Genomic DNA, 18,965 nt, shown 5'->3' on the forward strand with positions numbered 1-18,965 from the left:
AAGAAGCTAATAAGCGCTCATATTAACGCTCACTAGCTTCCCTATTCAACAAAGTGCTTCCGCTTGCCCTGGCACTAATTCAATTTCAAACCCTAAGTCTTCTAACATCTTATGATCTGCTGTGCTCTCTTGTCCTTCCGTTGTTAAATAATCACCAACAAAGATTGAATTTGCTGCGTATAATCCTAGTGGTTGCAAACTACGAAGATTTACTTCACGCCCACCAGAAATGCGAATTTCTTTCGTCGGGTTAATGTATCTGAACAACGCTAACACTTTTAAGCAGTAACGTGGGTTCAACTCATCCGTCCCTTCAAGTGGCGTACCTGCAATTGCATGCAAGAAATTCACCGGAATGGAGTCTGCATCAATTGCTTTTAATGAACGTGCGACATTAATTACATCTTTTTTTGTTTCTTTCATTCCAACAATAACCCCTGAACACGGTGATATCCCTGCATCCTTTACAACCTCCAACGTACTAACTCTGTTATCGTACGTATGTGAAGTTGTAATCGATGGATGGTGTTCTTTTGATGTATTTAAATTATGATTGTAACGGTCTACTCCAGCGCTTTTCAAGCGTACTGCTTGTTCAGGTTTCAAAATACCTAAACACGCGCATACCTTTAATCCATACTTCTCCTTAATCTCTTCTACGGCTTCAACAACAACATCTACATCACGTGGTGAAGGTCCACGCCCACTCGCTACAATACAATATGTACCGACTTTCAAGTTATAAGCCTTCTCTGCTCCTTTTAACAAATCTTCTTTCGTCATAAAAGAATACTTTTGAATTGGTGCAGTTGAAATAGCTGATTGTGAACAATATCCACAGTTCTCCGGACAAAGACCACTTTTTGCATTCATAATCATATTTAACTTTACTTTTTTACCGTAGTAATGCTTCCTAATTTGAAATGCACCGTGCAATAGTTGTAGTAAATCATCATCCGGACAATTTAATACTGACATCGCCTCTTCATCTGTTAGTTCCCATCCGTTTAATACCCGACCTGCTAGCGTCATCCAATACGTCATTATTTTTCCCCCTCTAGCTTTTATGACCAATTTCCTTTTTCTCTAATTCACCCTCTATATCTCAACTATTCTTCTAAATCTCTATTTAAACAAATCAATGACTTATTCCTGCTTACACTATCTTTCATATCTGTTACTATGTATGTAACAAAAGATAATATATCCCAGCTAATTATCAAGCATTAACTACCTTCTTATACTTAAATAAACGATATAAACGAACAGCTACTACAGACGCCCCTATTCCAATCAATATATCTGCAACAATACTTGTAAAGAAACCCATCACTAATACTTTCCATAACGAAGTCGGTTGATCAATCCACATGTTCAACGAAATATACAAGTAAATAACTCCACATAAATACACACAAACTAAGCCACTCATATTCGCAATAAAAAAGGTTTTGATAGATGGATTTTTCTTACGTTCTACTAGTTTACCAATCACATAGGCTGCACTAATAAACCCTAATAAATATCCAAAAGTCGGTTGAAAAATATAGGTTAATCCGCCGCCACTTACAAAGACAGGAAAGCCAACTAACCCTGTTCCAACATACACTATTTGACTTAATGCTCCTTGCCTACTCCCAAGTAAACATCCCGCTAGAAAAACAAACATCACTTGTAATGTAAACGGAACGATTGGTGTAGGGATTTTAATAAACGCCCCAATTGCTGTTAAAGATGCAAACATTGCAACTAAAACAAGCGAAAAAACAGGCTGGTTGTTCTTCTTCACCCGCTCACCTTCCTACAAAAAAATACAATTTATATGTACTAAACTAGCACATGAAAAATATTTATGTCAACCGGATTTTAATAAAGGTTTACAAATAGATCGTGCGTTCACATAAAAGTCATACATATCGTTATACACTCTCTTCATTTTTTGTTACACTGATAGTGAATTAGTTGTCTAGTTAACTAACCTAACAACTTAAGCGCTTTCAACATTCTTACTAACGTATAGAAAAAGGGGGATTTAGTTATGATTAGATTAATTATTAATGCAGATGATTTCGGGTACTCAAGTGGCATTAATTACGGGATTATTGACGCTCATATAAACGGCATCGTTAACTCTGCCACAATGATGATGAATATGCCCGGTACTACTCATGCAATTTCATTAGCAAAACAATACCCTACACTAGGAATTGGTGTTCATTTAGTACTAGATTGTGAGAAACCACTTCGTACAGACGTACCTTCCCTTGTGAAAGAAGATGGTTTCTTCAAACATCGTAATGATATTATTAACAATCCTTCCATCAATTTAGAAGATGTTGAAAAGGAGTGGCGTACACAAATTGATGCATGCTATGCTGCAGGAATAACACCAACACACCTTGATAGTCACCATCATATTCACGGAGCACCTAATCTTATGCCAGTAATAGAGAAACTAGCGCATGCATACAATTTACCAATTCGAGTGGCTTCTAAAGAAAAAAGTACGGCTATCCCATTTAGCGAATACTTCTTTTACGATTTTTATGCAGACGGTGTAACAATCGATTACTTTGACAAGTTAGCAACGAAAGTTCCCGACGGTTCAAGTGTAGAAATAATGGTCCATCCTGGTTACTTAGACCACCATATACTAGCGGGTTCTTCCTATACGACAGAACGAGTAGAAGAACATCGTGTGCTAACAACGTGCAAGCTACCAGATATTTTTGAACTCGTTTCATTCAAGAAATAAAGAAACACGACATCTGTACTACAAATCAGATGTCGTGTTTTTTTATTTGTATTATAATCCGAATAATTTTTTCCCTAATACGTGATCAAGCGGAATGGCTCCAATATGTCTACTATCTTTACTATTGTTACGGTTATCCCCCATTACAAAGACATGGTTTTCTGGAACCGTGTATGTAGTGTTCTCCATCGGTATATTCATCACTTCTTTAATATACGGCTCTTGTAACTCTTCACCATTTCGATACACTTTATTATTCTTAAGCTCTAATGTATCCCCTGGCTTTCCAATTACCCTCTTGACATACATAAAGGCTTCATTCTTCCCCGTAATCAAATAAACAAGTGGATTCTCAAGAAAATCGTCTTTCATCGAACGCGGTCTATCCACACGACTGTCAATTACGACAATATCTCCGTAATCCGGCATCGCTTTAAACGTATGAGAAAGTTTCGAAATAACCATTCGCTCTTGATCGTGTAATGTCGGGTCCATTGAGTGACCGTCTACTTTATACATTTGAAGTAAAAACATATTAATTAAAACCGTTAATACAAAAACCATGAGCAACGACAGTGCCCATTTCCCAAGTTGTATCAATATCTTCACTATTCGTGCAACTCCTTTTCGTCATTCAGCGCTACTATCCTATGCTTCATTCTAATGAAGCATAGGATAAATTTCAATACAATTGGAAAATATCTTCTATTCCTACTTCATTACATATGAACATTAGGTGGTGTCTTCCTTGTTCGTAAAGGCGGTAGTTGCCCCGTCCTAACTAGATTCCAATTATTCTTTAAAAAGGGAACTAACCAAATGCAACTAACGAATGTTAGTCCAATTCCCCATAATAGCGTCGAGGTAGATTGAATATCGGCTAGTGTAGTATCTGAGACACCCATACCATTTACCATCGCTACTTCAGCTATTACGGCAGTAAAATTATTTATCATATGTATCATAATTGGCACAAACAAACTTTTTGTTTTCAAATAGAAAATCGAACAAACTCCCCCGAACATTGCCGCCCCAATAATATCATAATGAAGCACCCCAAATAAAGTAGAAGAAATAATAATTGCCTTTGTAATTCCCCATTTATAAGACAAGCGATTCAACAAAAAACCACGAAATACTAATTCTTCTATAATTGGAGCTAGAATAACCGCCGCGATAAACTGATATATCTTCATATACAGTTGTTCTTCACCAGATACTAACGGCATGTTCCAGTTCTCAACAGCATAATCTGGCGCGATATAAGACAATCCATACGACTGTAAGTTAACAACACCAAGAGCCAATATAATTAGCATTACTACAGAAAGAACAATATCTTTCATTGGTATATTCAAAGGTTTATCAAAAAAACTAGTGAACTCTAACCTTGCTTGCGTACATGCACGTAATAACCAAATAACCAGTACAAAATAAAAAGCAACATCAAGTAACATCGCTACTAAATCAGGTGGTTCCTCTCCACCGGCGGCTAACGTAGTGAAAATCATAACAAACACAGAGGTAACTATATATAAAAAAATTATCCAAATAAACTCTCGTATTCTAATGTGTTCAAATTGTGTATTCATTTACTTCCCCTTTTCTGTTTTATAATTAGTGGATAAAAAATAAGCTAAGACTGTGAGTAACGTATAGGAAGCAATACTATATCCCTTACATGTTAATAGGAGGTGTCTTTCTTGTTCGTAAAACAAGTAACTCGCCATTCTTGATATACCTCCAATTATTCTTTAAAAATGGGATTAACCATAATAAACCGAGTGCTGTTAACACAGCCCCTACCCCTACAATAAAAAGCGATTGAAAGTCTGCCACTGTCACATCAGATGTGATTGGTACCTTTTCCGCTATTACTGCAAACATAAAAGCAAGAAAATTATTTAACATATGAGCTAAAATTGGTACGAGTAAGTTCTTTGTTTTTATATACAAAATCGCACATACAAGAGCGAAGGTAATCGAACCGAATAAATTAAAATGGAACAAACCAAATAAAACAGAAGAAATAATAACTGCCTTCACCATCCCAAATTTATAAGATAGACGATGCAACAAAAAACCACGGAATATAACTTCTTCTACTATAGGAGCTAAAATCACTATTAATAGAAAATCAAATAGCATCATAAAAGGATGTTCCTTGTTTTCAAAATTCTCTCCCTCTAAGCTGGCCATGACATAATCAGGTAACAAATATGCTAGTCCATATGCCTGTAACAACACAACTCCTGCTGAAAACAACATTAACATAACGACTATGATGAACATATTCGTAACTTGCCATTTAACGGGATATGTAAAGAAGCTTCTAAATTCGATATTTGATTTTTGGCAAGATATAAACAACCAAACAAACGGAACGATATAGGCACCTAGGTCAAAAATAATATCAAATGTACTTTCTCCCCCCATCACTGTCGCTCCACTAACACTAATTACCCCCAAAATCATAAAAGATACAAAAAGCGTCAAAAGAAAATAACGTATTTTAATTCTCTCAAATTGGTTGTACATCTCTGCTCTCCTTATTTATACAATCGATGAGTGAAATAAGCAGCCACTCCAAGCAATAGGTAGCGAGTATGTTCATCCAGGTGCGAATGCAGCAAAATAACTGGTGTATCCGCTTCCCTAAAACGCTTGCTCCACCCAAGTGGCACCCAACCTCGATTAAATTCAACTAGTTGTTCGCCATTTTCATTGATGATTCGATAATGATAAAGGTTATCTTCTATATTAACTTCTGCAATTTCTTCCTGTTCTCTATTGAACAAACTACCACTAATTCTAGCAAGACGAAATGTATCCTTTTCACGATAAGCACCAATTACTCCTTCTTTGTTATACACGTAAAGAGTAGAATATTTTCCGAATGACCGCTTGTAATGAGCTATTACTTCACCTTCTGCATTATGTAAGGTCCAGTGCTTCTTCCAAAGCTCTTTCATAAATCTTGGATATAACCAAGCAAGCCAGTAATTCCGCTTACTTCTTATTTCTCCTACAAGTAAACCACCAGGATCCAAAAGTAATAAATGAGCATCTGCGGCCGGAAGTTGTAATAATATACATTCTTGAACGGACTTAATATCTGTCACTCGCCCAATCTTCTCTACCTTCACTTCTGTCCCTCGCTTGAAATTGAGCCAAGAAGTGCTAAAAAAAAAGAGACTAAATACAACAAGCGGGATGAACAGCTCCCACTTTCGTTTCACTCCCATTCCAATCAACATAACAATACCAAGTATACATACACACGCTACTGTAAATTGAACAAATGCATGCCTTCGATAATATTGCTTTATATTCATTATCCACCAACCATTACCTTTTCTTCCTATTAATGTACCACCTCTAAAACTATTCGACAACACCTATGACTTTCCTTCTATAACCCAAACAAAAATGGTGGGTGCCACACTGTGACACCCACCATTCATTATTTATACTTCTTTTGCTACTGTCTTTGTTACAGTACCATATTGGCGCTTGAAGAACAGCGTTAATACAGCTACTGTTCCAGCCATTGCTAATGCAATAAAAATGAACAATAGTTGTGCATTCTCCCACATGAAACTAAAGTCGCCACTTGAAATAACTGCTTTCAATCCAGCTACTGAATATGTCATTGGTAACCATGCATTAAATGCTTGTAACCATTCTGGAATTAACTCCAGTGGGAACGTACCCGCACTCGTAGTTAATTGTAGAATTAAAATGATAATCGCAACGAATCGTCCAGTATCTCCGAGCGCCGTAACAAGGAATTGAACAAGCGTTAAGAACGCTAAGCTTGTTATGATGCTGAATAAGATGAATAACGGTACACTCTGTACTTCGATACCTAATACAAATAGTAAGATAGCTACCGAAATAAGCGCTTGTGCGATACCAACAAATAAAAGAACACCGAACTTACTAATGAACCAACTGAAACCAGAAGTTGGTGTACCTGCACTCTCACGTAATGGGAATACAATTGAGATAAGTAATGCACCAACGAATAATCCTAATGATAAGAAGTAAGGAGCAAATCCTGTTCCGTAGTTAGGAACTGGTGTGTACTTCTCTTCTTTCACATCTACCGGACTTGCTAACATTTCATATTTCTTCTGATCACCTTGTACTTCTCCAGACTTCTCAGCACCTTCTGCTAATCCTGTTGATAGCTTAGAAGTACCGTCTTTTGCCGTAGCTAATCCGTCCGTTACTTGTGTTGAGCCGTCTGCGACTTTAATTGAACCATCTGCTAATTTGGTTGAACCATCTGCTAACCTGATTGAACCATCTGCTAATTTAGTTGAACCATCCGCTAATCTAATTGAACCATCTGCTAATTCTATCGAACCATCTTTCAATTGTCCAACACCCGCAACAAGTTGTGGTGTTTGGCTAGCCATACCTTTTAGACCGTTTGATAAATCCGTAGAACCTTTCTTCAACTTGCCAATACCCTCTAACAGGCTTACTTGTTTTTGTTCAATTTCTTTTAGAGCACCTGCTACTTGCTTAGGAATATCCTGTCCAACTACTTGTTCAGCACCCTCGTTTAGCCCCTTACTAAGACCTGCTAACTTCTTAATTTCTATTATATATTCCTGCTTCTCTGCTGCTGGAATATTTGCCCGAGAAATTTTTTGTTCTAACGAATCGATACTCAAATCCAACGTATTTAATCCAGCATAAAGTTTATTAATCCCTTTAGTTAGTTCCTCTATTTCAGCTTTTTTACTTTCTATCTTTTTATTTGATTCACTTTTCCCTTCTATCACTTCCTTTTCTAACTTAGCTAACCCTTGCGCTAACTGATTAGCACCTGGAGCTAATTTTCGTTGTACCCCATCGTTCAACTGAGCCGTTTTTGAATGAAGCTCTACTAAGCCATCTTTCACCTGTCCTGCTCCATCTTTTAACTGTGTCGCACCATCTTTTAACTCCGTTACACCGTCTTTCAACTCTATTGCACCATTTTTTAATTCTGTTGCACCATCTCTTACCTGTACTGCACCATCTGTTACTTGGCCACTTCCATCTTGTAACTTCATGACACCTTCATCTAAGTCTTTCGAACCGTCAGCTGCTTTTTGAATTCCATCACCAGCTTCTGCAATCTTATCAAAAATTTCTTCCGCATACGTTTCGGTCACTGTCTTTGATAATTTCTCTTTAATCTTTAGTATAGCTGTACTTCCGATTTGAGAAGATAAGAAGTTATAGCTTTCGTTCGGAATATATTCTAGCTCTAAATGCTGCGGTGTATTATCTTTCAATGTTGTAGCATTTTGAGAGAAGTTTTTCGGGATTTTAATCATCATATAATACTTCTCATGTTCTAAACCTTTTTGGGCTGTATCAAGATCGACGAAATCCCACTTAAATCCTTCTTCCTCTTCTTTCAGCTTCTCGACCAATTCATCTCCAATATGTAAATCTTTACTGTCGAGAGTTGCTCCTTCATCCATGTTCACGACTGCAACAGGTAATTGATCTAATCGCTCATACGGATCCCAGAAAGCACCTAAAAACATTCCACTATATAGGACAGGAACCATTAAGACCGCAATAATTGGAACTAATAATTTTCTGTTGCGGCATATTGCTAGAAACTCATTACCTAACAACTTTAATCCTTTCATTACTTTTATCCCTCCGTTAGTAACATATGACCATTTTTATCATCTGGTCATTTTAGACGATACTAAATGACCGATTTGTAAATACGGTCATTGTTACTGAATGTTACCATGCGAGCCAGTAAAATACAAGTGTTTTATTTTTTATTTATCTACAAAAAATGCGTTACATACCTAACTAGGTACGTAACGCATTTATGAGCAATTAATTAAAGGATTTCTTCCACTTCATTGGGAGCCTATTTTTCGTATCTTTCATGTATGAAAAAGACGATTGCATCCCTTTATTCAGCTTTTTCCAATTATTCGAGGATATCATTCGATTCATCTTTACATATCGAAATGCATAAAATCCTGCGATGATTGCTGCAATGTAAGCGATAAACTTCATTATTCTCTCACCTACTCACATACTAATTGTTCGTTCTTCTTCACCAAACAAATCATCCAATGAACTTAATGACCCATCTTCTTCTACTTGGTGTGTATAAATAACGCCTTTTGCAATCGTCATTTCGATATAACAATTCCAGCAATAATATTGATTCACACCAATTTTGCCAACGTCTTTACTCTGACAGTTTGGACACTTTAACAATGCATTCATCTCCTTACGTTGAAGTAGCTCCTGACATTGATTGTGTCCAAGCAGTAGAAAAATATACATAACTTATGATAAAACGATTGATACGGCATACAGTTATTAGGCATACAAGCTATTTGCTTGTTACCTTTATTGTGTGCATTCTACATGAAATCATAAGGAGAAATATCTTCCAAGTCATCATCGAGATCAAATGCTAATCCGTCCGGTTCACCTCTTAGCTTTTCCGCCAGCGTTGTTTGTCGCTTATCATCTAATCGCTGTATCCCTTGTTCAAGTGCTTCGTATTCACCACATAGAATAAGCGATTTCTTCCCTCGGGTAATTGCTGTATAGAGTAAGTTACGACGTAACATACGATAATACCCTTTCACGACAGGTACAATGACAATCGGAAATTCACTTCCTTGTGACTTATGAATGGAACAACAATACGCATGTGTTAATTGATTGAAATCACCTTTCAAATACATAACTTCTACATCATCAAATGCAACAACCATCATATCTTGTCCTTCTGCATTTTCTTTTGCATAGAAGATAGAAACAATCTCCCCAATATCTCCGTTATATACGCCATCTTCTGGTCGATTTACTAGTTGTAATACTTTATCTTTCACCCGATAAGACGCATCTCCGAAAACAATTTCACGTGATTTTTCTTTTTTAGGATTAAAGACTTCTTGTAACGACTTATTCAATGTATCAATTCCAGCATTCCCACGATACATTGGCGCCAACACTTGAATATCACGAGACGTATAACCACGTTGTTGTGCACGTTCACAAATGTTTTTCACAATATCAACAACTTGATTACTACTACAAGGAAAATACGTACGATCGCTTTGTTTCTCATATATATCTCGCGGTAACTTACCTTCTTTCATACAATGAGCAAGCTGAATAATTGTTGATCCTTCTGCTTGTCGATAAATCTCTGTCAATTGGACAGTTGGAATTTGCTGTGAATTTAACATATCCTTTAACACCTGCCCTGGTCCAACAGATGGTAATTGATCTTCGTCTCCAACAATAATTACTTGCATATCAGAAGGTAAGGATTTAAATAAATGATTTGCTAACCAAATATCTACCATTGAAAACTCGTCTACAATTAATAACTTACCGTTAATACGATTCTCTTCATCATGCTGGAAGACCCCTTCTCTCGTCCAGCCAAGTAAACGATGAATAGTCGAAGCTGGCAATCCAGTTGCCTCACTCATCCTCTTAGCAGCACGACCAGTTGGTGCTGCTAACAAAATAGGAAATGCTTTTCCTTCTTTGTAGTCTTTCGGATTTAACGAATGACCATTTAACATTGCATACATTTCAACAATACCCTTAATAACGGTCGTTTTCCCTGTACCTGGTCCACCAGTCAAAATCATCATTCCGGATTGCAAAGCCGTTTGAATTGCTTCTCGCTGCTTAGGTGCATATTGAACACCATGTTTTTCTTCTATTTCTCCTAACTTCAAAAGAAATTCCGATTCAGGATGCTCTTGTATGTCTTCATTAGCGGATAACATACGCTGAATCGATGCAACAAACCCTTTTTCCGCATAATAAAGAGACGACAAATAGATTTTCCCCTCTTCTTGCACTAAATGTTTCTTTTCAAATAGATACATAATTTCCTGAGAAATATCGTCTACTACCACTTGATTATCACGGTTATTCAATAGTGCTAACGCTTGTTCAATAAGTTGCTCTTCTGAAATATATACATGACCATCTTGAAGCGACACTTTTTCTAACGTATACAAACATCCTGCTCGAATACGATCAGGATGTTTGCCAGAAATTCCGAATGCTTTCCCAATTTCATCCGCTCGACCAAAACCAATTCCTTCGACATCTACGATTAGTTGATATGGATTTTTCTTAATAATTTCTAATGTTTCTTCTCGATACGTTTGATAAATCTTAATTGCCGTTGCCGTACCAATATTATATTGACCGAGAAATCCCATTACTTTCTCTAATCCTTGATGCTCCATAATTGTATTATAGAGTTCTTTTGCTTTGTCCTTTTTGATACCTGGAATACGCTCTAATGCATCTGGGTCATCCATAATTTTCGAAATAGCTTGTTCTCCAAGGACGTCCACAATTTTTTCTGCTGTTTTCTTTCCAATTCCTTTGAATAAATCACTTGATAAATACAGAATAATCCCATTTCTCGTCTGTGGTAGCTCTTTCTTAAATTTATGAACTTGATATTGCAATCCATAGCGTGGATGCTCCTTGAAAGTACCGAAAAACGTATATACTTCTTCCTCTTGAATAAACGGGAAGTTTCCCGTAATAGCTACTTCCTTTTCATCCGTATTTTCCGTCGTTTCCAAAATTCTCGCACGCGCCACAGAATATAGCGTTTCTTCATTATGGAAAATGGTCGTAATGATTTTCCCTTTTATAAATTTTTCTTCTTCCTCAAATAAATCAATGGAATGCTGCACCGCTAGTAAGTCCCTCCTCTCTTACACTAATAAAGATACTTTCTAGTTACGCTCACTTTGTACAACTCGAATTCCGTTACCAGCTAATAAATGATCCGGTTGAATCTCTATCGCTTTTTCAAACATACGAAGTGCGTCATCATACTCTTCCTTCAATGCGTGTGCTACCCCTAAATTATAGTAAGCATCTGCATGCTCTGCGTCTTTTTCTATTACGCGTTTAAATATCTTTGTTGCCTCTTCCATATGTTGCAACCTTGCTAACGTTAATCCGTATTGGAACCATGCCTCAATATCTTCTTCATTTAATTCCACTGCACGTTGAAGATGTGGTAGCGCTAATAAATCATTTCCTGTGTATACGTGTGTTAAACCGAGCATGAAATACACGTCACTTTCTTGTAAACCATGCTGTAACGCTTGTTCGAACGAATATCTTGCTTCTTCATACTTTTCTGTATCTATGTATACATTTCCTAATGCGTAATGTGCGGTAGCTAGCGATTCGTTTAATTCAATTGCTTTTTTATAGAATGAAATTGCTCGCTCTGTATCACCAACTGCTTGCAATACATTCCCAAAGTTAACATATGCTAATTCATTCGTCGGATTTCGCTCAATTTCTTCATAGAAACATTTCGCAGCCTCTTCTAGTTTGCCTTCCTGTAATAGTTGAATACCTTGCTCCATTTTATCCATCTATGTTCACCTCTACGTTTTCTCTATTTATTCATGCGTCATTCATGACACATAGCTACTTCCCTTTATGTAAAGTATTTCATTTCCTATTATAACACGAGATACATTATGACATCGTATCCACCTTTCTTTTCCTATTATATATAGTAGTAGGATTCATCTGCGAAGCAAAGCTTATTTTATTACCTTTTATACACAATTTATGGTAAAATTATTTTTGTTTCATTGCAGTATGAAAGGGGTTTGTATGAAAAAACTTGTATACAATATTCTTCCTCTTAGCTTGTTAGTAATCCTACCATTACTCGGTATGGTATATAACAAGCTAAATAATGCAGATCGTGGCGTGTACAGCGTGATGACTGATTTAGATACATTAATTCCATTTATCAAAATATTTGTAATCCCGTATGTCATATGGTTTCCTTATATTTTACTTTGCTTTATTTTTTATTGTTTTAAGGAACGAGGAACTTATTATACAGCGCTTATTAGCTTTATCATCGGGCAGATGGTATGCTTCGTCATTTACTATTTCTTTCAAACAATTACACCTAGACCCGAAGTCATAGGAACCGATTACTTAAGTAGAATGGTCCAATACATTTATCAAAGCGATAATCCATATAATTGCTTCCCGAGCATTCACGTATTTACGACTTACTTAATGATGAAAGCAATGAATGATAGTAATATAAAGCATTTCTTCTTAACATGTTGTATTAATGTGATTGGAACGTTCATTATTCTATCAACCATTTTCATTAAACAACATGCAGTATTAGATGCTGTGTTTGGTATTCTACTCGCTAGCATTACATATACAATTGTTACTCAAGTTGGGCGCAGCTGGGTTTCTCGTCATGCCATTTACCAAAGAGTTCGCATACCAAAACGATTAACAAAAAAAGAAATGGAATTATAAAAAAAAACGGATGGGGTTCAATCTAGAGCCCCATCCGTTTTTTTATGATATATCCTTCGACACTTCGGCTAGACGATCTGATGATGTAGCGATTTGATCCACTGCTTCATAGAAATCACCAATGACATCACCTAGTCTGGCTAAATCTTTATTAATATGATTATTTTGCTCTTTCAGCTGGTGCATAGACGTAAGAATTTCATTAAAGAAATTACTCGTTTCATCGGTTTCTCTTACGCCTTTTCCAACTAATTCATTCGTACCTGTTATCGAGTCCGCAATACGATATACTTGTTGATTAATCCCATCAATTAAACCAGATACTTCTTGTACAGCCTTCTTTGTACTCTCAGCTAACTTCCTTACTTCACCTGCTACAACAGCAAAACCTTTTCCTTGTTCACCAGCACGAGCTGCTTCAATTGCAGCATTAAGAGCTAATAAGTTCGTTTGTTCAGCTATAGAGGTCACAAGTACCGCAATTTCCTTAATCTTCGTCGCTGTGTCTCGTAAATCTGTCATCTCTACTTCTACACTTGACATACTTCGTTGTGTTTTGTGCATCATTTGTTGCAAAGAATTTAATTTGTCATTGCCTTCACTCGATTTCATTTCTGTCGTTTCAGCAATAACTAAGCCTGCTTTTGTTAATTCTACCATCCCCGTAGCTTGCGCCGAAATCTCTTGTAACGAACAGCTTGCCTCTTCACTAATTATCGCCAATTCATCTATACTTTTACTCACTTGTTGACGTAAGAAATCTTTCTTCCTCGCTTCTTCTTCCCGTTGCCTTTCTTGCTCCTGCTCATATGCTTCTAATACAAGTTGTTGCTCTAAGCTAACCAATTTTGTAATAGCTGTGATTAACTGATGATATTCTTCTTTTGAATATGTATAACGATTAACAAGCATAATAAATGATTTTAATAAATTTTGAAGCGCACACATATACCATGTTCGCCCTAAACCAATCTTTACATGTACATGCGCAATGACACTTCTTTTCTGAATGAATTTTCCGTCAATTATACCAACAAACATTTCCTGCACATGGCGAGAAAGTGTCCCCTTTAATTTTTCAATACTACTGTATGTCTCAATAATTTGCATTAATGTAGGCTCATGTTCTAACTCCCGATAAAATGTTTCTGTTATTTCATCTACATGTTTTTGTACATATGGCTGAAATATGCGAATAATAGCTAGATCTTCACGTGTTAGGCCGATCATCTGAACTTGTTTCTCTATATTCGGATTTGCTGATAAATCCATACCGACCATTCGTTTACTCTCTTCTATCCCCACCAAGATTTTATCCTGCCGCTTTTCCTTTTGTCTTCCCCACATTGATGTATACCCCTTCCGTCTAACCAATAGTTGTTACAATCGTCATTTAGTATTTCAAAAAAGTACCAATTATCATTATACATAAAAGAAAAGTTTTATACCATTTTTTTCAAAAATATACCTACAATCATTCTTATGACCTATATAAAAAAGACACCTCATCAAAAATGAGGTGTCCATGCCTTTTATCCTAAATATGTTTTCTTCTCTCCATTTTGGTACACTTCATCAATTGTACCCCCACCTAAACAATCTGTTCCATCATAGAATACAACAGCTTGTCCTGGTGTTAATGCACGGATTGGCTCGTCACATACGATACGCGCTATACCGTCTTCTTGCATATGCACAGTTACCGCATTATCTTCTTGACGATAACGGAATTTCGCTGTGCATGAAAATGTTTTTTCTTTCGGCTTATCAGAAGTCCAACTAATCTTCGTTGCATACACTTCATCACCGTATAGTAACTCATTATGGAATCCTTGTTCAACAAATAACACATTCTTCTTTAAATCTTTGCCGACAACAAACCACGGATCGCCGTTCCCACCAATACCTAAGCCGTGACGCTGACCAATTGTATAATACATCAATCCGTCATGCTTACCTTTCACAACACCATCCATCGTTTGCATCTTACCTGGTTGTGCTGGTAAGTAGTTGCTTAAAAATTGTTTGAAGTTACGCTCACCAATGAAACAAATACCTGTTGAGTCTTTTTTCTTCGCTGTTGCTAAACCAGAGCGTTCTGCAATTTCACGAATTTCTTTCTTCGTATATTGTCCTAATGGGAACATTACTTTAGATAATTGCTCTTGTCCCAACTGATTTAAGAAATACGTCTGATCTTTGTTATCATCGATACCGCGAAGCATCTTATACTCGTCATCACGGTATTCCACACCTGCGTAATGACCTGTCGCTAAATAATCTGCGCCAAGTGTCAATGCATGGTCAAGGAACGCTTTGAACTTAATCTCCTTGTTACACATTACATCTGGATTAGGAGTACGTCCCGCCTTATATTCCTCTAGGAAGTACGTAAATACTTTATCCCAATATTGTTTCTCAAAGTTTACTGCATAATACGGAATGCCAATTTGATTACATACTGCAATTACATCATTAAAATCTTCCGTCGCTGTACATACGCCATTTTCATCTGTATCATCCCAGTTTTTCATGAAAATACCGATTACATCGTACCCTTGTTCTTTTAATAATAACGCCGCAACAGATGAATCTACTCCACCCGACATTCCAACAACAACACGCGTTTCATGTGGTTGCTTGTTGTTCATGGAAATCACCTCTATCTATTTGTAAGTCTGTGTATAATTTTTGCTATTTCTTGTCCTAGCTGTTCCATCTGCTCTACTGTATTACCATAACCAAAACTAAAACGAATAGAGGATTGTAACTTCTCCGATCCTTTTCCGAACATAGCTACAAGTACATGTGATGGATCAATCGTTCCTGCCGTACATGCCGAACCACTTGAAGCTGCGATACCAGCTAAATCAAGGTTAACAAGGAAGGATTCAATCGAAATACCTTCAAAGCTAATATTCAAAATATGCGGTAACGAATTACTAGAACCATTAAGAGAATATGCAATATTTTCTCTTTCAAATGTCGATAGTAACACTTTTTTATACGTATCGTAAAGGTCTATTTTTTGTATACGATCCCTCTCTGATAACGAAATCGCATGTGCTAATCCAACTATACTCGGAACATTTTCCGTTCCAGCACGACGTTTTCGTTCTTGCTCTCCACCAAATACGCGTGGTGAGAGCTGTACAGATTCACGTGCGTATAAGAATCCCACACCTTTTGGACCATTAATTTTGTGACTAGACATTGCCAATAAATCAATTCCCAACTCATTCACATCTATATCGACAAGACCAAATGCTTGGACAGCATCTGTGTGGAAATACGCTTGGTGGTTTTTCAGCAGTTTACCGATTTCTTCAATCGGCTGAACAGTTCCAACCTCATTATTACCGAACATCACACTTACCAGAATCGTATCATCACGTAACGCATCCTTCAGTTCATCAAGAGAAATGCATCCTTGTTCATCCACCGAAAGATACGTAACTGAATACCCTTCCTTCTCTAATTCTTTGCATGTATGAAGAACCGCATGGTGCTCAATTTTCGTTGTAATAATATGCCTACCACATTCCTTATTTGCAAAAGCAACACCTTGAATAGCTAAGTTATCCGCTTCAGTACCACCACTTGTAAAAATAATTTCTTGCGGTTTCGCTCCGATGCCAGCTGCACATACTTTTCTCGCTTCATCGATTACATGACGTGCTTGTCTACCGAATGAATGAATACTCGATGGATTACCAAATAGTTCTGTCATATAAGGAATCATACGTTCTACAACTTCAGGGTGAGTAGGAGCTGTTGCTGCATGATCAACATAAATTCGTTCCATAATATTACCTCCTTCCCACAGTCTAAGCACATTTATTAAATATAAAACATATAACCGTGGTCATGATCTTCTGAATGATTTGCTAAATCTTCTAATGTTGTACTATCTAACACTTCTTTCACCGCATCTCGTACACGTAGCCATAATTCTCGCTTCGCTGGTTCTTCTTCATCTAAGAATTCAACCACGCTAATCGGCCCTTCCAATGTTCGAATTACATCACCTGCTGTAATATTCGTAGGCTCATCAGCTAACATATATCCTCCGTATGCACCACGAATACTCTTGACTAATCGTGCATTACGCAGTGGTGAAACAATTTGTTCTAAATAATGCTCTGACAAATTGTTTCCTTGTGCAATTGATTTTAGAGAAACAGGTCCTTCTCCGTACTTTTTCGCTAATTCAATCATAATTGTTAATCCGTATCTACCTTTTGTTGAAATTTTCATCTTTCTTCACCTCAAATCACTTATTTTATATGTACACACTATACTCCGTTCTAATTAAAACAGACATCCAACAGAAGAACCTACCCATAGGTAGATGTCTTTTCTATGATGAAACATTACATAAAAAACGTACCTTTAACTTTATTATTATACCATAATAAGACGAAAAACCGAATATCATTCGATTTTTCCCCATCTATCCGTAAAAAGATTTGTAGTTGCTTCTTCTATTTATTTCTCGTAAGCTAAAAGAAAAAAGTTAGGAGCCATTCGTATGAATCAACCACTCGCCTATCGTATGCGCCCAACCACTATTCACGACGTCATCGGACAAGAACATTTAGTTGGCGACGGAAAAATCATTCGACGGATGGTAGATGCAAAACATTTACAATCCATGATTTTGTATGGGCCACCAGGTGTCGGAAAAACATCGATTGCACGAGCAATAGCAGGAAGCACAGGGACTGCTTTCCGTATGTTAAATGCCGTCATGAATAACAAGAAGGACATGGAAATTGTTGTTGCAGAAGCCAAAATGTCTAGAAAGCTAATCTTAATTCTTGATGAAGTGCATAGACTAGATAAAGCAAAACAGGACTATTTACTCCCATTTTTAGAAAACGGGCTTATTACCCTTATCGGTGCAACGACAAGTAATCCATATCACGCAATTAACTCTGCGATACGTAGCCGTTGTCAAATATTCGAATTACATAGCCTAGATCCAGAAGATATTGAGATAGGTCTAAAACGTGCTATCACTGTAGAAGAAGAGAGACTAGAAAACGGAAAAATCATTGTTGAAGATACTGCTCTTAGCCATTTTTCAATAGCTTGTAACGGCGATATTCGTTCTGCCTACAACGCATTGGAACTTGCCATGTTATCGACACCTATTAATGAACAAGCAGAGATTATCATTACATTACCAATTGCCGAGGAATGCTTACAGAAGAAAAGCTTTTCACACGACAAAGATGGTGATTCTCACTACGATGTTCTATCTGCCTTCCAAAAGTCTATTCGAGGTAGCGATGTAGATGCATCCTTGCACTACCTTGCTAGACTTATTGAGGCAGGCGATTTAACAAGCATCGCTAGGCGCCTACTCGTTATTGCATATGAGGATATAGGCCTAGCAAATTTACAAGCAGGTCCACGAGCTTTGGCTGCCATTGAAGTTGCAGAGCGAATCGGTTTCCCAGAAGCCAGAATTCCTTTAGCTAATATCGTCATCGAACTGTGTCTTTCTCCCAAATCTAACTCAGCATACAAAGCAATTAATGAAGCCTTGAGCGACATTAGAAAAGGCAGTCTTGGGGATATCCCTTCGCACATTCGGGATGCCCATTACAGAGGAGCAGAAGAATTAGGACGTGGTATTGGTTATTTGTATCCACATGATTATCCAAACGGCTGGGTGAAACAACAATACTTACCTGACCGCCTAAAATCAAAACACTATTATGAACCGAAAGAAACAAATAAAACAGAGCAATTATTTGCCTCTATTTACAAAAAGTTAAAAAATAACTGAAAACCCTTACTTTTATCCTTTCATATGCCGTATAATAATCTTATCATATCTATATGTATA

18 protein-coding genes are annotated in these 18,965 nt (G+C 37.0%); 3 read left to right on the forward strand and 15 right to left on the reverse strand.

Annotated features, from left to right (window positions below; genetic code table 11):
- Positions 1-45 precede the first annotated feature (45 nt).
- Positions 46-1,044: a biotin synthase BioB gene (gene bioB / locus IEV41_RS12920; RefSeq protein ID WP_188388928.1), complete on the reverse strand. Its 999-nt coding sequence runs from the start codon at positions 1,042-1,044 to the stop codon at positions 46-48.
- Between the two features lie 175 nt (positions 1,045-1,219).
- Positions 1,220-1,789 carry a biotin transporter BioY gene (locus IEV41_RS12925; RefSeq protein ID WP_308420339.1) on the reverse strand — a complete coding sequence of 190 codons (570 nt, stop codon included), beginning with the start codon at positions 1,787-1,789 and terminating at the stop codon, positions 1,220-1,222.
- Positions 1,790-2,038: 249 nt separating this feature from the next.
- Between IEV41_RS12925 and chbG the strand changes: the two genes are divergently transcribed.
- Positions 2,039-2,755 (forward strand): chitin disaccharide deacetylase, encoded by a 717-nt coding sequence (gene chbG / locus IEV41_RS12930; protein ID WP_188388929.1) that lies wholly within the window; start codon positions 2,039-2,041, stop codon positions 2,753-2,755.
- 51 nt (positions 2,756-2,806) lie between these two features.
- Here chbG and lepB read toward each other — a convergent pair whose 3' ends face one another.
- The 9 genes from lepB to IEV41_RS12975 form a co-directional block, all read right to left on the reverse strand.
- Positions 2,807-3,367, reverse strand: coding sequence for a signal peptidase I (lepB, locus tag IEV41_RS12935; RefSeq protein WP_188389267.1), 561 nt, complete (start codon positions 3,365-3,367; stop codon positions 2,807-2,809).
- A 107-nt stretch (positions 3,368-3,474) separates the two neighbouring features.
- Entirely contained in the window at positions 3,475-4,347 is an 873-nt protein-coding gene (locus tag IEV41_RS12940; protein ID WP_188388930.1) for a CPBP family intramembrane glutamic endopeptidase, read from the reverse strand.
- Between the two features lie 85 nt (positions 4,348-4,432).
- A complete protein-coding gene (locus IEV41_RS12945) occupies positions 4,433-5,293 on the reverse strand; it encodes a CPBP family intramembrane glutamic endopeptidase (protein ID WP_188388931.1) in 861 nt (286 codons plus the stop codon).
- An 11-nt stretch (positions 5,294-5,304) separates the two neighbouring features.
- Positions 5,305-6,153 carry a hypothetical protein gene (locus IEV41_RS12950; protein ID WP_188388932.1) on the reverse strand — a complete coding sequence of 283 codons (849 nt, stop codon included), beginning with the start codon at positions 6,151-6,153 and terminating at the stop codon, positions 5,305-5,307.
- 69 nt (positions 6,154-6,222) lie between these two features.
- Positions 6,223-8,415, reverse strand: a complete 2,193-nt coding sequence (locus IEV41_RS12955; protein WP_188388933.1) for a YhgE/Pip domain-containing protein — start codon at positions 8,413-8,415, stop codon at positions 6,223-6,225.
- Between the two features lie 202 nt (positions 8,416-8,617).
- Positions 8,618-8,803 carry a hypothetical protein gene (locus IEV41_RS12960; protein WP_188388934.1) on the reverse strand — a complete coding sequence of 62 codons (186 nt, stop codon included), beginning with the start codon at positions 8,801-8,803 and terminating at the stop codon, positions 8,618-8,620.
- A 15-nt stretch (positions 8,804-8,818) separates the two neighbouring features.
- Positions 8,819-9,010 (reverse strand): YrzR-like zinc ribbon domain, encoded by a 192-nt coding sequence (locus IEV41_RS12965; protein ID WP_188388935.1) that lies wholly within the window; start codon positions 9,008-9,010, stop codon positions 8,819-8,821.
- Between the two features lie 149 nt (positions 9,011-9,159).
- Entirely contained in the window at positions 9,160-11,484 is a 2,325-nt protein-coding gene (gene recD2, locus IEV41_RS12970) for an SF1B family DNA helicase RecD2 (RefSeq protein WP_229722236.1), read from the reverse strand.
- 42 nt (positions 11,485-11,526) lie between these two features.
- Positions 11,527-12,183, reverse strand: coding sequence for a tetratricopeptide repeat protein (locus IEV41_RS12975; protein ID WP_188388936.1), 657 nt, complete (start codon positions 12,181-12,183; stop codon positions 11,527-11,529).
- Between the two features lie 247 nt (positions 12,184-12,430).
- On the opposite strand from IEV41_RS12975, the gene IEV41_RS12980 reads away from it, so the two are divergent.
- A complete protein-coding gene (locus tag IEV41_RS12980; protein WP_188388937.1) occupies positions 12,431-13,108 on the forward strand; it encodes a phosphatase PAP2 family protein in 678 nt (225 codons plus the stop codon).
- A 42-nt stretch (positions 13,109-13,150) separates the two neighbouring features.
- Here IEV41_RS12980 and IEV41_RS12985 read toward each other — a convergent pair whose 3' ends face one another.
- The 4 genes from IEV41_RS12985 to cymR form a co-directional block, all read right to left on the reverse strand.
- Positions 13,151-14,455: a globin-coupled sensor protein gene (locus IEV41_RS12985; protein ID WP_229722237.1), complete on the reverse strand. Its 1,305-nt coding sequence runs from the start codon at positions 14,453-14,455 to the stop codon at positions 13,151-13,153.
- A 185-nt stretch (positions 14,456-14,640) separates the two neighbouring features.
- Positions 14,641-15,759 carry a tRNA 2-thiouridine(34) synthase MnmA gene (mnmA, locus tag IEV41_RS12990; RefSeq protein ID WP_188388938.1) on the reverse strand — a complete coding sequence of 373 codons (1,119 nt, stop codon included), beginning with the start codon at positions 15,757-15,759 and terminating at the stop codon, positions 14,641-14,643.
- 11 nt (positions 15,760-15,770) lie between these two features.
- Positions 15,771-16,913, reverse strand: coding sequence for a cysteine desulfurase family protein (locus tag IEV41_RS12995; protein ID WP_188388939.1), 1,143 nt, complete (start codon positions 16,911-16,913; stop codon positions 15,771-15,773).
- Between the two features lie 35 nt (positions 16,914-16,948).
- On the reverse strand, positions 16,949-17,365 hold the full coding sequence (cymR, locus tag IEV41_RS13000) for a cysteine metabolism transcriptional regulator CymR (protein WP_188388940.1): 417 nt from the start codon (positions 17,363-17,365) through the stop codon (positions 16,949-16,951).
- A gap of 274 nt (positions 17,366-17,639) precedes the next feature.
- Between cymR and IEV41_RS13005 the strand changes: the two genes are divergently transcribed.
- A complete protein-coding gene (locus IEV41_RS13005; protein WP_188388941.1) occupies positions 17,640-18,905 on the forward strand; it encodes a replication-associated recombination protein A in 1,266 nt (421 codons plus the stop codon).
- Positions 18,906-18,965 lie beyond the last annotated feature (60 nt).

Source organism: Priestia taiwanensis (assembly GCF_014638355.1).
GTDB lineage: Bacteria > Bacillota > Bacilli > Bacillales > Bacillaceae_G > Priestia_D > Priestia_D taiwanensis.

Bases quoted from the DNA above. Each gene is read 5' to 3' on its own strand.
- bioB (WP_188388928.1), bottom strand. From the start codon at position 1,044: ATGACGTATTGGATGACGCTAGCAGGTCGGGTATTAAACGGATGGGAA.
- chbG (WP_188388929.1), top strand. From the start codon at position 2,039: ATGATTAGATTAATTATTAATGCAGATGATTTCGGGTACTCAAGTGGC.
- IEV41_RS12940 (WP_188388930.1), bottom strand. From the start codon at position 4,347: ATGAATACACAATTTGAACACATTAGAATACGAGAGTTTATTTGGATA.
- IEV41_RS12945 (WP_188388931.1), bottom strand. From the start codon at position 5,293: ATGTACAACCAATTTGAGAGAATTAAAATACGTTATTTTCTTTTGACG.
- IEV41_RS12955 (WP_188388933.1), bottom strand. From the start codon at position 8,415: ATGAAAGGATTAAAGTTGTTAGGTAATGAGTTTCTAGCAATATGCCGC.
- IEV41_RS12960 (WP_188388934.1), bottom strand. From the start codon at position 8,803: ATGAAGTTTATCGCTTACATTGCAGCAATCATCGCAGGATTTTATGCA.
- IEV41_RS12975 (WP_188388936.1), bottom strand. From the start codon at position 12,183: ATGGATAAAATGGAGCAAGGTATTCAACTATTACAGGAAGGCAAACTA.
- IEV41_RS12980 (WP_188388937.1), top strand. From the start codon at position 12,431: ATGAAAAAACTTGTATACAATATTCTTCCTCTTAGCTTGTTAGTAATC.
- IEV41_RS12985 (WP_229722237.1), bottom strand. From the start codon at position 14,455: ATGTGGGGAAGACAAAAGGAAAAGCGGCAGGATAAAATCTTGGTGGGG.
- mnmA (WP_188388938.1), bottom strand. From the start codon at position 15,759: ATGAACAACAAGCAACCACATGAAACGCGTGTTGTTGTTGGAATGTCG.
- IEV41_RS12995 (WP_188388939.1), bottom strand. From the start codon at position 16,913: ATGGAACGAATTTATGTTGATCATGCAGCAACAGCTCCTACTCACCCT.
- cymR (WP_188388940.1), bottom strand. From the start codon at position 17,365: ATGAAAATTTCAACAAAAGGTAGATACGGATTAACAATTATGATTGAA.
- IEV41_RS13005 (WP_188388941.1), top strand. From the start codon at position 17,640: ATGAATCAACCACTCGCCTATCGTATGCGCCCAACCACTATTCACGAC.